At 66.1% G+C, this 12,549-nt stretch carries 15 protein-coding genes and 1 tRNA gene; 5 read left to right on the top strand and 11 right to left on the bottom strand.

Features of this window, described 5'->3' with window-relative positions:
- Nucleotides 1-5: 5 nt before the first annotated feature.
- The 3 genes from EET10_RS07870 to crcB (EET10_RS07880) are packed head-to-tail and all read right to left on the bottom strand — an operon-like array spanning nt 6 to nt 1,860.
- Nucleotides 6-1,100, bottom strand: coding sequence for a DUF190 domain-containing protein (locus tag EET10_RS07870; protein ID WP_036404031.1), 1,095 nt, complete (start codon nt 1,098-1,100; stop codon nt 6-8).
- Nucleotides 1,097-1,465, bottom strand: a complete 369-nt coding sequence (crcB, locus tag EET10_RS07875) for a fluoride efflux transporter CrcB (protein WP_036404029.1) — start codon at nt 1,463-1,465, stop codon at nt 1,097-1,099. The genes EET10_RS07870 and crcB (EET10_RS07875) overlap by 4 nt, the downstream gene beginning before the upstream one ends.
- A complete protein-coding gene (gene crcB, locus EET10_RS07880) occupies nt 1,462-1,860 on the bottom strand; it encodes a fluoride efflux transporter CrcB (protein WP_036404026.1) in 399 nt (132 codons plus the stop codon). The genes crcB (EET10_RS07875) and crcB (EET10_RS07880) overlap by 4 nt, the downstream gene beginning before the upstream one ends.
- A gap of 91 nt (nt 1,861-1,951) precedes the next feature.
- Between crcB (EET10_RS07880) and pgm the strand changes: the two genes are divergently transcribed.
- Complete coding sequence (gene pgm / locus EET10_RS07885) at nt 1,952-3,598, top strand: phosphoglucomutase (alpha-D-glucose-1,6-bisphosphate-dependent) (protein WP_036404024.1); 1,647 nt, start codon at nt 1,952-1,954, stop codon at nt 3,596-3,598.
- Nucleotides 3,599-3,663: 65 nt separating this feature from the next.
- A tRNA-Ala gene (locus EET10_RS07890) sits at nt 3,664-3,736 on the top strand.
- Nucleotides 3,737-4,003: 267 nt separating this feature from the next.
- On the opposite strand, the gene EET10_RS07895 is transcribed toward EET10_RS07890, so the two are convergent.
- Both EET10_RS07895 and EET10_RS07900 read right to left on the bottom strand, forming a co-directional pair.
- Entirely contained in the window at nt 4,004-4,276 is a 273-nt protein-coding gene (locus EET10_RS07895; protein WP_036404022.1) for a nucleotidyl transferase AbiEii/AbiGii toxin family protein, read from the bottom strand.
- Nucleotides 4,266-4,919: a type IV toxin-antitoxin system AbiEi family antitoxin domain-containing protein gene (locus tag EET10_RS07900; protein WP_063466355.1), complete on the bottom strand. Its 654-nt coding sequence runs from the start codon at nt 4,917-4,919 to the stop codon at nt 4,266-4,268. The genes EET10_RS07895 and EET10_RS07900 overlap by 11 nt, the downstream gene beginning before the upstream one ends.
- A gap of 297 nt (nt 4,920-5,216) precedes the next feature.
- Here EET10_RS07900 and EET10_RS29135 point away from each other — a divergent pair, with 297 nt between their 5' ends.
- The 3 genes from EET10_RS29135 (at nt 5,217) to EET10_RS07910 (ending at nt 7,877) form a co-directional block, all read left to right on the top strand.
- Complete coding sequence (locus tag EET10_RS29135; protein WP_136623063.1) at nt 5,217-5,417, top strand: hypothetical protein; 201 nt, start codon at nt 5,217-5,219, stop codon at nt 5,415-5,417.
- Nucleotides 5,418-5,495: 78 nt separating this feature from the next.
- On the top strand, nt 5,496-5,666 hold the full coding sequence (locus tag EET10_RS29520) for a hypothetical protein (RefSeq protein WP_167480138.1): 171 nt from the start codon (nt 5,496-5,498) through the stop codon (nt 5,664-5,666).
- A gap of 222 nt (nt 5,667-5,888) precedes the next feature.
- Nucleotides 5,889-7,877 (top strand): recombinase family protein, encoded by a 1,989-nt coding sequence (locus EET10_RS07910; protein ID WP_218028445.1) that lies wholly within the window; start codon nt 5,889-5,891, stop codon nt 7,875-7,877.
- Between the two features lie 238 nt (nt 7,878-8,115).
- Here EET10_RS07910 and EET10_RS07915 read toward each other — a convergent pair whose 3' ends face one another.
- From EET10_RS07915 to EET10_RS07940, 6 genes are all read right to left on the bottom strand, one after another.
- Nucleotides 8,116-8,334 carry a hypothetical protein gene (locus EET10_RS07915; RefSeq protein WP_136622907.1) on the bottom strand — a complete coding sequence of 73 codons (219 nt, stop codon included), beginning with the start codon at nt 8,332-8,334 and terminating at the stop codon, nt 8,116-8,118.
- 328 nt (nt 8,335-8,662) lie between these two features.
- Entirely contained in the window at nt 8,663-8,818 is a 156-nt protein-coding gene (locus EET10_RS29525) for a hypothetical protein (RefSeq protein ID WP_167480148.1), read from the bottom strand.
- Between the two features lie 333 nt (nt 8,819-9,151).
- Nucleotides 9,152-9,478 (bottom strand): type II toxin-antitoxin system PemK/MazF family toxin, encoded by a 327-nt coding sequence (locus EET10_RS07925; RefSeq protein WP_036407495.1) that lies wholly within the window; start codon nt 9,476-9,478, stop codon nt 9,152-9,154.
- Nucleotides 9,475-9,693, bottom strand: a complete 219-nt coding sequence (locus EET10_RS07930) for an antitoxin MazE family protein (RefSeq protein ID WP_036407499.1) — start codon at nt 9,691-9,693, stop codon at nt 9,475-9,477. The genes EET10_RS07925 and EET10_RS07930 overlap by 4 nt, the downstream gene beginning before the upstream one ends.
- 420 nt (nt 9,694-10,113) lie before the next feature.
- Nucleotides 10,114-10,581: a 2,4'-dihydroxyacetophenone dioxygenase family protein gene (locus tag EET10_RS07935; protein ID WP_036407502.1), complete on the bottom strand. Its 468-nt coding sequence runs from the start codon at nt 10,579-10,581 to the stop codon at nt 10,114-10,116.
- Nucleotides 10,582-10,880: 299 nt separating this feature from the next.
- A complete protein-coding gene (locus EET10_RS07940; protein ID WP_036407504.1) occupies nt 10,881-12,185 on the bottom strand; it encodes a PucR family transcriptional regulator in 1,305 nt (434 codons plus the stop codon).
- Between the last annotated feature and the right edge of the window lie 364 nt (nt 12,186-12,549).

Genomic DNA, 12,549 nt, shown 5'->3' on the forward strand with positions numbered 1-12,549 from the left:
CGGAGTCAGTAGTCGTATTGTGCGAGCGGCGTTTCCGCCCTGCCTGCTGACCCGGTCAAGGACACCGCCGCAGGGACCATTTCACTGGTGACCAGTCCGTGGCGGGCGGTCAGCTCGTCGACGATACCGAAGCTGCGGGCGATGGCCTCCGGCGTATCGACGATGATGGTGGTCACCGGCACTTTACGCGCGAGCTGAAAAAGCTTGTCCCCGTGCGGTTTATGGTCTCCGTGAAAACCCCAGACACCACGCAGGGCAGTCGCGCCCCGCGCCGCCTGCGACTGCATCAGCCGGTACACCAGCGCGCGGTGAATCGGCAGGCCCTCATGGTGGGTCGCCTCGGCGGTGTGCACCATCAGCTTCTGCCACAGGTTGCGTCCCTGGTCGTCGGTGGGCGGCAGCTGTTGTGGGCGGCCCAATAGCTCGCCGTCGCGTTTGCACAGCCTCACCCGTTCGATGGTCAGCAACGGGTTGGGCACGAGGCCGGTGAGGTCGGTAGCGGCGGCCGAGACCTGCGGAACCGAACCGATGGCGATGATCATCAACGGAACATTGACGTTGCGGCCGAAGAAGCGCGCCCGGAAGCGTTCGCCGTATGCCGTGCCGTCGACACCGAGAAGCACTGTGGCTCCGGCGAATCCGTGCCGATACAGCAGTTCGCAGACGGCGTAACCGGCAGCGGTTCCGCCGACCCGCACCTGACGGCCTACGTAGACGGTGAGCTTGGCGGCATCGCCGTTTCGGCTTTCCAGCTCGCCCAGTGCATCGGCGCCGCTATGTCGGGTGACCAGCCGGGCGCGTTCCAGCGTCACCAAGCCGCGGTCGGTTATCGCCGTCACCTCGTCGACCAGACTGCGGATTTTCGAGGCGATGTCGACGGCGACGATGGTGACCGGAGGATCCTCGGACAAGCTCAGCGTTCGGTCGCAGCGCAGCTCGTGCTTGGGTCCAAAGCCCGTGGTACCGCGCATCATCACGCTCGTCGCGACGCCGTGCTCGCCGAACAGATCCAGCATCGCGTCGGCCAGAAACCCATTGGTGCCGACCGCGCGTTGCCGCTCGCCGAAGTAGGCGGTCAACTTCAGGCTTTGCTCACTCATATCTGCTCCGCGATCCATTGGCCCAGCAGCGCTGCGGTCAGTCCGAGTATGACGCTGACGGTGATATTGGCCAATGCCGCACGCAGCTGGCGGTCCTCGCTGAGTCGTTGGGTTTCCAGCATCCAGGTGGAGAAGGTGGTGTAGGCGCCGATGAATGCGGTGCCGGCCAGCAGCGCAACGTCTTTGGGTAACGTCAGGCCGCCGAGAAACCCCAGCAGTGCGGCACCGCCGATGTTCACCGCCAGCGTGCCGTAGGGAAATGCCCGGGCCGTCCGGCGTGCGACGGCGCGGTCCACCAGGAAACGCGACACCGACCCGATGCCCCCGATGACCATCACGCCAAGCCAGACGGCGACCGTGATCATCCGCGCACCCGCACCCGGCGCACCACGACCGTGGCCAGCTGCACCGCCAGCAATCCGAGCACGATGCTGACGACGGTGTAGGCGACGGCCAGGACCCAATGGCCGTGTTCGAGCATCCTGACCGTCTCGACCTGCATCGTCGAGAATGTGGTCAGGCCACCGCACAAACCGGTGCCCAGCAGCGGACGCCGATAGCTGGACAACGGCAGCCGCTCCAGCAGCCGGGTGGTGAAGTAACCCACCAGGAATGCGCCGATGATATTGACGGTGAAGGTCGGCCATGGCCATCTGGCCGGGTCGGGGGCCGCGAGCGTGGCCAACGCCGCACGTGCCAGTGCGCCGAGCGCTCCGCCGGCGAAAATCGCGGCCAATTCCCGGTAGTCGTGGCGTGCCACTGGTCGAGTCCTTCCGGTGTGCCAATGGTGCGCTTCGCAGCGTAAAGCCTGGCAGTCCGCGGGCAATGGCGCTATGGGCAGAATTGGTGCCATGGTGGCCCACCCGCGAGCCGGACAGCCGGCCCAGCCCGAAGACCTCGTCGATCTGCCGCACCTGGTGACGGCGTATTACTCAGTCGAACCCGATCCCGACGACGTCGCGCAGCAGGTGGTCTTCGGCACCTCCGGGCACCGCGGCTCGGCGCTGGACGGTGCCTTCAACCAGAACCACATTCTGGCGATCAGCCAGGCCATCGTGGAGTACCGCGCGCAGCAGGGCACCACCGGACCGTTGTTCATCGGCCGTGACACCCATGGACTTTCGGAGCCGGCCTGGGTGTCGGCGCTGGAGGTACTGGCCGGCAATGACGTTGTGGCCGTCGTCGACAGCCGCGACCGCTACACGCCGACGCCGGCCATCAGTCATGCCATCGTGACCTACAACCGGGGCCGCACCGAGGCGCTGGCCGACGGCATTGTCGTCACACCGTCGCACAACCCGCCCCCCGACGGCGGCTTCAAGTACAACCCGCCCCACGGCGGCCCGGCCGACACCGCGGTCACCAACGCAATAGCCAAGCGCGCCAACGAGATTCTGCGTGACGGCGGCTCGGCGGTGCGGCGGGTGCCGGTCGCGCGGGCGCTGCGCGCAGCCCGGCGCCACGACTATCTGGGCGCCTATGTGGACGATCTGCCCAACGTGGTCGACGTAGCCACGATCCGCGAGGCCGGAGTCCGGATCGGCGCCGACCCACTGGGCGGGGCCAGTGTGGATTATTGGGCCGAAATCGCCGAGCGCCACCGGCTGGAGCTGACCGTGGTCAATCCGCTGGTCGATGCGACGTGGCGGTTCATGACGCTCGATCACGACGGCAAGATCCGGATGGACTGCAGCTCACCGGACGCGATGGCTGGGCTCATCGCAACGATGATCGCCGACCGGGACCGCTACCAGATCGCCACCGGCAATGACGCCGACGCCGACCGGCACGGCATCGTCACCCCCGACGAGGGGCTGCTCAACCCGAACCACTATCTGGCCGTGGCGATCGAGTACCTCTGCACGCACCGGCCGTCCTGGCCGGCGGGCCTCGCCGTCGGCAAGACGGCGGTCAGCTCGTCGATCATCGACCGGGTGGTCGCCGGGCTGGGCCGTCGGCTCGTCGAGGTGCCCGTCGGGTTCAAATGGTTCGTCGACGGACTGATCGGCGGCACCATCGGGTTCGGTGGCGAGGAATCGGCCGGGGCGTCGTTTCTGCGCCGGGACGGCTCGGTGTGGACCACCGACAAGGACGGCATCATCATGGCTTTGCTGGCCGCCGAGATGCTGGCCGTCACCGGAGTGACGCCGTCGCAGCGGTACCAGGCGCTGGCTGCCGAATACGGTGCGCCGACGTACGCGCGGGTCGACGCGCCCGCCGACCGGGAGCAGAAAGCGCGCCTGGCCAAGCTGTCGGCCGACGAGGTCAGCGCCACCGAGCTGGCGGGCGAGCCGATCACCGCCAAGCTGACCGAGGCACCGGGCAACGGCGCGCCGCTGGGCGGCCTCAAGGTGACGACGACCAATGCGTGGTTTGCTGCGCGGCCGTCGGGCACCGAGGACGTCTACAAGATCTACGCGGAGTCGTTTCGCGGGCCCGAGCATCTGGCCGAGGTGCAGCAGACCGCGCGGGAGGTCGTCAATCAGGTCATCGGGTAGGTGTCGTGGCCTGGGACTTTGAACGGTTCCCGGCGGTGGTGTAGCTTCGATGGGCACGACATCTCGGGGCTATGGCGCAGCTGGTAGCGCACCACACTGGCAGTGTGGGGGTCAGGGGTTCGAGTCCCCTTAGCTCCACAGAGAAACCGCAGGTCACGGCGTTTTGGCGTTTTTCCCGTCAACATCGCGGTCAACATCAGGCGTATTTTGCCTTTCGCGCCGCTCCCATCGAGGAAGTCGCAGATTGTGACTGGGGGTTCGCCGCGATGTGACTACTGGCGACGGCCGCATTCAACGCGATGGTCTTCCTCACCGAGTCCGAGTTCGCCGGTGAACGCCACCTTGTCGACATCAGCGACAACAACGCGGTCTGGTTTCTCACTCACCTGATTAAGGCGGTCCGGGCTACCCTCCCAGAACTTGTTGACAGGGGAGCGCGGCGTCGAGGTCGCGTGCGACGTCGTTGCGGTTCCCGAGGGCGATGAGGTCGATGTCCTCGCTCAGGTGTCCGTGCGGGAGGTATGCGCGTGCCGGGGCGGTCCCGCCGATGAAGTGGATCCGGTCACCGAAGTCGCGGCTGAGGAAGGCCAGCAGGTGGGAGATGAGGTGGTCGCGTTCGACTTGTTCGGTGGAGACTCCGAATTGTGTTGCTAACGAGTGGCGTTCGTCAGGATCCATAATCTATCCCAGCCCACTTCTCGGCGCGGCGCAGGGAGGCTAGCCGGCGCTGTTCGGTTGCGAGTGCCTGCAGGCGGTTCTTGTCGCTGCGCGCGTAGAGGGCCGCGGCCGCGGTAGGGATGTCGGTTTGGTCGTCACCGAGGGTTGGGCGGTGAGCCAGGTCGAGGACAGTCTGTTCGGGTGTTGTCACCAATGTCGGCCCCAGGTCGGTGCGGATCCGTTCGGCGTCTAGGCGGCTGGTGTCGCGTTGGACGAACCGCACGATCGCTGGCCGATCGCTCAGCGTGATGGGGCGGTGCTGGCGCGGTACGGCCACGAGTGCGGTTGCCAGAGCGCGTGGGATGACTCCGTGCAGTCGTGCGGCGCTGAGGCCCATGACGACGATGTCGTCGTGGTGGTGAATTGTTGTGGCGATTCCCGCGGCGGCGGCCTCCAGGCTCGGAAGCCATTTGTGCCCCACCATGTTTTGCGGGACGACGACGTAGTAGCCGTCGGCGAGGCGGTGCAGGAGACCGTGATCGGCCAACCGAACCAGCTGGGTACGGGGATGGGCGTACACGGCGGCGGCGTCGCGTGGCCGGATGGTTTTCAGTGGGGTCTGTGCGAGGGCGGCCGGGATCGGGGTGCTGTGGTTTCGCGCCACATCCGCTCCTCGGGTATGCAAATCGTACTTTTATAGAGTACGAAATGCATAATAAAGCGCGTAAGGTCTGTTGCGGGTGCTGCTAGAGATTCCCCTCGCGGACGCCACGGCGGCGCTACCGGTGTTCGACACCACCGACATCGCCGAGATCCTCAACCAAGGCATCCGCCAAGTTGGAAGCGTGTTGACCACGTCAACAGCGCAGGCGACAGACTGCAACAGCTTCGCGCGGTGCTGCCGTGCGAGATCACGGTAACTGATCGCGCGCACCCATTGTACGGGGAACAGTTGCGAGCGTTGTCATTTCGTCGACGACAGGGCGTGCTGAGGCTGGTGGTCGTGCTGCCGGACGGCACGCCGGGCATGGTGGCGGCCGACGCGACGGATGTCTTCGGTAGCGACGCCGCCGTGTTGGCGGGGTTGGCGACGACGTTGTCGGTCGAGGGGGTTCGACGGTTGCGGTCCCGGCTGGCGCGTGACACGGGCGTGTCGTCGTGACCGGGTCCGACCAGTTACGGCCGGGATGGGCAAGGCTCACCTCACTGGATCCGCGCCAACGAGACCAGGAGGTGAGCCGTGCGAGGAGTCAGGATAGCGGCCGCGGTGCAACTGCGGCTGCCGTGGGAGCAGGAGCGTGTCGCCGGGAGCTGGGAGCAGCTGCCGGAACCCACACGGGCGCAAGTGTTGTCGCTGCTGGCCCGGATGATCGCCAGGGGTGTGCTGGCCGAGGACGGCAGCGATGGCTGAGCTGACCAAGATCCGGGCAACGCACCTGCAACGACAGGCGTGGGTGTATGTGCGGCAATCGACGATGACGCAGGTGCGGGAAAACACCGAAAGCCTCAACCGGCAATACGAACTCGCGCAGCGAGCGCAGCACTTGGGGTGGCCAGCTGACCGGGTACGGGTGGTCGATGACGACCTGGGTTGTTCGGGCGCGGATGCGAACGCACGCAACGGGTTCAGGAATTGGTCGCCGCGGTCGGGTTGGGGCAGGTCGGCCTGGTGCTGGGCATCGAAGTGTCTCGGTTGGCGCGCTGCAACGCAGACTGGTATCACCTGCTGGATCTGTGCGCGATGACCGACACCCTGATCGCCGACGCGGACGGGATGTATCACCCCGGTGACTACAACGACCGGCTCGTGCTTGGGTTGAAGGGCACGATGAGCGAGGCTGAGCTGCACGTGCTGCGGTCGCGGCTCAATGCCGGGCTGCGGCACAAGGCCGCGCGGGGCGAGCTGCGCCAACTGCTGCCGGTGGGGCTGGACTATGACCAGGACGACCGGGTGGTGCTCAGCCGGGATGAGGCGGTCCGCGCCGCGATCACGGCGGTGTTCGACCGGTTCGACGAGCTGGGTTCGGCGCGTCAGGTGGTGCTGTCGCTGCGTGCGGATGGCCTGCGGCTGCCGCGCCGGTCCGCCGGCGCGCGGGTCATCCGCTGGGCCGAGGCGACCTACCCGGCGGTCCACGATTTTTTGACCAACCCCGCCTATGGTGGGGCGTACGTGTTCGGGCGAACGAAGGTGAGTCGGCGTCTGGACGAGGCCGGCCGCATCGTGGTCCGCGATCAGGAATTGCCGCGTGAGCAGTGGGAGGTGACCATCCCGGATCATCATCCCGGCTATGTGTCCTGGCAGACCTATCTGGCCAACCAGGATCGGTTGCGCGCCAACGTGCACCCGCCCAAAGGGCAGGGCGGCGGGGCGGTGCGTGAGGGCCGCGCCTTGCTGCAGGGGCTGGTGGTGTGCGGCAAGTGCGGGCGGCGGATGCTGGTCGGCTACTCCGGCCCCGATGGCCGAGTCCCACGGTATCTGTGCGCGCAGGGACTGCGGTTGTACGGCTCGGCGCGCAGCTGCCAGAGTCTGAGCGGACGCCGCCTGGACGCCGCCGTGGTCGAGGAGATGTTCACCGTGTTGCAGCCGGCCGCGTTGGCGGCCACCGCCGCCGCACTGGCCGAGGCCGAGGATCAGCATGCCCGGCGGGTGCGCGCGTTCGAGCTGGGCGTCGAGCGGGCCCGTTACGAGGCCCAGCGAGCCCGCCGCCAGTTCGACGCGGTCGAGCCGGAGAACCGGTTGGTCGCCCGCAGCCTGGAACGCGACTGGGAAGTACGGCTGGGCACGCTACGTCAAGCCGAGGCCGACCTGGCCGCGCAGCAGTCCCGGCGGCCGGCGGTGCTCACCGAGGAAGAGGTGGCCTGGCTATCCCACGCGGGTGCTGACCTGCGGGCGGTGTTCGACGCCGACACCACCACCATCCGAGAACGAAAGCAGTTGCTGCGGTTGCTGATCGGTGAGGTCGTCATCAACGTCGACCGCGACGCTGGTCAGGCCGCGATCCGGATCCGGTGGGAAGGCAGCGCTCATACCGATATCACCGTCGCGTTGCCGCGCCGCGGCGTGGACAGCGCGATCCGCACCGAGGCCGACACGCTGGAGCGTATTCGACGGCTGGCCGCCCACTACGACGACGCGACGATCGCGCGCCTGCTTGCCCGGCAAGGCGTGATCACCGCGACCGGGTTGCCGTTCACCCGCGACCGGGTCGGCAGCCTGCGCCGCAAACACCGGATCGCCGGTCCCAGCGAACCTGTCGGACCCATCGACGAGGATGTGCACATGGTCAGCATCGCCGAAGCCCAGACGCTGCTGGGCACCTCCCGAGCCACCCTCTACCGGTGGCTGGCCAGCGGGTTCATCCGCGGCGAGCAGCACGGCCCCGGCGGCCCGTGGCGAATCCGCATCGACGCCGAGCTGCAAGCCAAGATCACCCCGGACGCGCCCGAGGGATGGGTTGGGCTCGAAGCTGCTGCCCGCCGACTCGGCGTTGCCAAACAGACTGTCCTGGACCGGATTCAACGCGGCGAGCTCAACGCGGTGCATGTCAACCGCGGCCAACGCAAGGGCCTGGCCATCCAACTGCCACCACCGGAAGATGCTTTGTTCGCTGCAACGCCATGAAACGCCGAGGCCAGCGTGTCGCATCCGGTCCAGAGCACCCGGTCGCACCATCTGCGTGACCATGAAAACCCATAACAACGCAGCATCCGGCCCGAATCTGGACCGGATGAGACAACCAGGGAAAGGAAATTAGTAGTGAGAACCCGGCTCGACACGCCCGAGGAAAACCGCTGGTGAGCTGAGTCCCTCAAATCGAGCGACCGGAACTGAAAGCGCTGCTAGAGACGTTTTCGCGCGCTTAATCGTGGGGTTCGAGTCCCCTTAGCTCTACCGAGAAACACGGTTTCAGGGCCCGGATTTTCGGGCTTTTTGACGACAACCGTGACGACAACGGCGACTTCTTTGACGACAACCGCCCGGACGAGTCGCCGCCAAGGTTTTCGAACAGGATGCCCATCGAATCCAGCGCTTGGCGCTGTACCGCCTCGATCGCCTCGACGTAGGTTCCCGTAGTCACCGCGGCGAACCGTATCGCAAAATCCGCTGCTCGGTCGCGGGCGATGCACCCACCGTGAACAAGCAAGCTGGCGCACGAGTGGCGAAGACCATGCACGCGCGGCTGCGGAACCTCTGCCCGAGCCGCACAGGCTGTGGAGCACCCGGTTGACGTTGCGTGGTTCGAGAAAGCCAAGTTGCTACACAACGAAGCCCGGGCCGCCGGAATCATCTTCAGGCGCTTAGACTTTGACCTCAACTGTGTAGACCGCGGCATACTGGCCGAATCGAACGCGGCGCACGGCAGCCTCCGCGCAGCCCCGGCGGCTGGGATGGGGTCGCGCGGCACGCTAACGGTGATGCGGCGGTTGCTCGTCGCGGAGCCGGCTCTCGTCCCACGCCGAGCGCACCTGCTCCTCGTCGCCGAACCTCTCCAGGTCCTCGGCCGTGACGTGCAGCCGCGGTTTCGGCGCGGTCGGTCGTGGGCTTGGGGGCTCGGTGGGCACGAGGCGATTGTCCCAGTTTTGGGCGGAAAATTCCGCCGCCGACGGGTCGGCTTGGACGACATACGGTTCTTGGACGGGAGCGACATGTGCGGATCCCGACGTTTCCGAGCCGAGTAAGGTCGCGGCCGGAACCCGCAAGGTAGGCAGCATGGGTAGCAACGACGCTCAGTTCGTGGTTCGAGTCGCCTTAGCTCCACCACTCGAAATGCTGTCTCAGGTCCAGACTTTCGAGCCTCTGACGACAACCACGGCGACAAGCGGCCGGCGGAATCGTCGCGTGGACGGACTCGGCCTTAGGCGCGGGGCCATGGCTTCCCGCGGGCTGCATGCCAACTAGCGAGCCAGTCCGAGGAACACCATCAAAGAGCGTTCGATGTCCGCCATGAGTGCCGAGGGCGCCCGACCGATACGCGCGCCAAGGTTTGACCGGCGCACGGTCGTGATCTTGTCGATCATCGCGAAGCTGGGCTCGGTGATCTTCGTCGTCTCGTCGTTGGGCACGGCGACTCTGGATATCGGCGTGTCGGTGACGGTCGTGGTCAGCGGGATGACGACAACCGAATCTGTCTCCGAAAAGAGGTCGTCCTGGACGATGATCGCCGGGCGCGGCCTGGCTGCGTAGACACCGCCGGAGACGGTCCACAACTCGCCACGATTCACGCGTCGTCGTCCAGCGAACCGAGAGCGGAGATCGCCTCGACGAACTCCATGTCGTCGCTGTGTCGGTCAGCCTCCGCGAGTGCCAGCGCCTCACGGTGTGCTTCAGCGGCGAACGCAGCTGAGCGGACATCCGGCACCCACACTTGGACCGGGCGGTACCCCCGCAAGCGCATGCGCTCGCGGTACTGGCGGGCTCTCCGCGTCGATGTGCTCATGCTCCCACTGTTGCATGAAACGGGTGTTGCATGCAACACGGAGAAATTATGTTGCAGGTTGACCACGCGAGCGAGTCCATGCCGAGGACCGATTGCTCGTGAGTCGGCGATGGCTGACGACAACTTTGACGACAACCGTGACGACGGTTGCGCCGCCCAATACGGCTCCTACCACCCGAATCCCGGTTATCGCGCCTGGTCACGCCTCCTGCCCGCTCCTGGCAGTGCGGGTCTGGGGTTCGAGTCCCCTTAGCTTTACCAGGAAAAACGCGGATCAGCGGGCTAGTTTGAGCCGTTTGACGACAGTGCTGACCCTCGGGGCGGCCCGACTTCGGCAACACGGATGCGGCCGGCCGCCCTGCGCCGCCTACTGGCGGTGTCGCAGCAGGGTTCCGGCCGACCCGCAAACGGTCCGGTGAATTACGCGTCCCAGCTGGTCAGGTCGCGGGCTGGGATGCCGTGGTCGGCGCAGTAGGTGGTGTAGCGCTCGATGGAGGTCTTGTGGTTCTCCTGCCACAGGATGGTGTTGTTCTCGTCGATGAACAGCAGCTCGCCAACGATGACGAAGAACACCTCGGTGTCCTCCACGCTCTCCGGGGTGTGCCTGGAGCCGGCCACCTCGTAGACGGTGTCGCCGGCGCGGGAGACCCAGTTGTTTTCCTGGTAGCGCCACGCCCCGGATACGGTGTGCCCGATCACGATGCCGGTGTGGTAATGAGGAGGTAGCTCGAGCCCGCCGGGAAACTTCATCGAGACGATGATCTCGCCACGCACCGGGTCGATCTTCCAGTACTTGAGGAACACCTTGTCGGTGAGCGGGGTGAAGGGAATCCAGGGATTGTCGGCGCCGCTCATGTAGTTGACGTCGAGCTCTTGCAGCGTTTGCATCGGGGTGCTCCTTGCTTCTTGATCGTTGGTGGCCGGTCGGCCAACTGACTGAAACGGTAAGGGCGGCTGCAGCGAATTCCTTGGCGCGCGACGCCAAGGTTGGTGCGCCCGCTTGTGTTCACATCACAGTGCGAGGGGACGGAGTGTCGCGGGTCTGCTCACACGTTGCGGAGACTCAGGGCCCTTGCCAGAGCGGCTGGTCAACCGATGTCGGAGCGGCATGGGAGGAGCCGCGTTGTTGTGGAATCTGTTACACCCGACAGTAATTGGCTGTGGTGAGCGGTGCGGCTGGAGCCATGTCACGGTTCGGCGGTGCGGCCCTCGCGGATGAGCCCCGGCAGCGTGGGCAGTAATACCAGGGCCACCGCGAGGTCGAGGCTGTCGGTGTCGATGCTGCGACCGAGCATCTTCTCGGCTTGGTCAACGCGGTAGCTGACCGTGTTGGGATGCACGGTGAGTCGCTGCGCAGTTCGGACCCGACTGCGGTTCTCCTGCAGGTACACCGACAACGTCGTGGCCACTCGGTAGGTCGCCTCGTCGTCGGTGGCCAGCGGACCAAGCACCCGGTGAACAAACGACGCCGCCTGTTCGGCGTCGCAACTGGCCAGCGCGGCGGCCGCAACATCCCGGTAATGCGTCAGCGTGCCGGCGCGCGTGCCGGCCAGCGACGCGACCCGGCGGGCATTGGATGCTTCGATATGGCTGCAGCGGAAGCCTTTCAGTCCGTGCCCGGGCTCGCCGATACCGATCCGAACGCCATCCGGAAGCGTCGGCCGACGCGTCGAAGTGTCTGTGGTGTCGAAACCGACTGTGCCAATATCGCTTCGCCAGCTGAACCAGCCGAACGCCACGAGAGAGCCGCCCGGGTGGATGAGTGTTGTGTCGGCGCCCATCTCGCGCGCAAGAGTGGTGAGCGCCTCATTCAGCGATGACTGAGCGTCGCGGTGCTCCGGCGCCGAATCGACCCAGGCGATCACCCCGACGTGGTGGCGGTTGACGTCGTAGCGCAACCGTTTGGAGGCCCGCTGCGGGTCACGCTCGCGTCTCGCCAAAATGTCGTCGATGGCGTCCGTGCGGGCGGCCGCGGTGTTACGCAGCCAGATCTCGCGCTCGGCCTCATAGGCCTGCTCCGCGCGGTTCAAGGCCGCGTCGATGTAGCCGAACATCCAGCTGGTGGCGAGCCGAAACGCCAATGCTTGTTGCGTCCGGTCGGTGGCGGCCGCCGTGATCCGGTCCCACATCCACTGCCACAACAACGTTTGGGCCAGCCGGTAAAAACGCATCAAATTGGCCAGCGGAATCTGGCGCATCACGCCCGCTCGGGCAATGGCCAGGGTCGGTGCCGGCAATTCGACGTCGCGAGGGTCACCGGCCACGTCGATGATGTCGGCCAGCTGGCGGATGCCCGCCTCGGTGCTGACCAGGTTCTCCTTGACCGACTGCGGGTCGGGAAATAGGACTGGCATCTCCGTCTGCATCTGGGTGACGCACCGTTCGGCCAGTTCTGCGGCGGCAGAACGCAGTTCGGCGACTATCGGGCGCAGCAGTTCCTTCCAGACCTTCTCGGCGTCTGGCTCACGTAATGGTTCCCACGCGGGTTCCATGGCGGCCTAACATACTCCGCTGTGACGCCGCCACAACGGACATTCGGCGATGTTGGTGCGAGGAAACGAGCCGGCGTCGCTGCGGAATACCTAGCCTCACCGCGTGCTGAAGACAAAAGACCTCACAGACCGAATCGTGGTGATCACCGGGGCCGGCAGCGGCGTGTCGACGTATCCGACGCCGAGGCGATGACACGATTCGCCGACGTCACCATCGCCCGGTTCGGCCGGTAGACCTCGTGGTCAAGCCCAGCCGACGCGATGACGGAAAGATCGTCGTGACACCGCGACCGGCTACGCGGGTGCGATGAACAGGTTGGGTTGTCACATCCGGAGCGATCCGAGGGAACGTGCCCTGCGCCAG

It is taken from the genome of Mycobacterium pseudokansasii (genome assembly GCF_900566075.1).
Taxonomy (GTDB): Bacteria; Actinomycetota; Actinomycetes; order Mycobacteriales; family Mycobacteriaceae; genus Mycobacterium; species Mycobacterium pseudokansasii.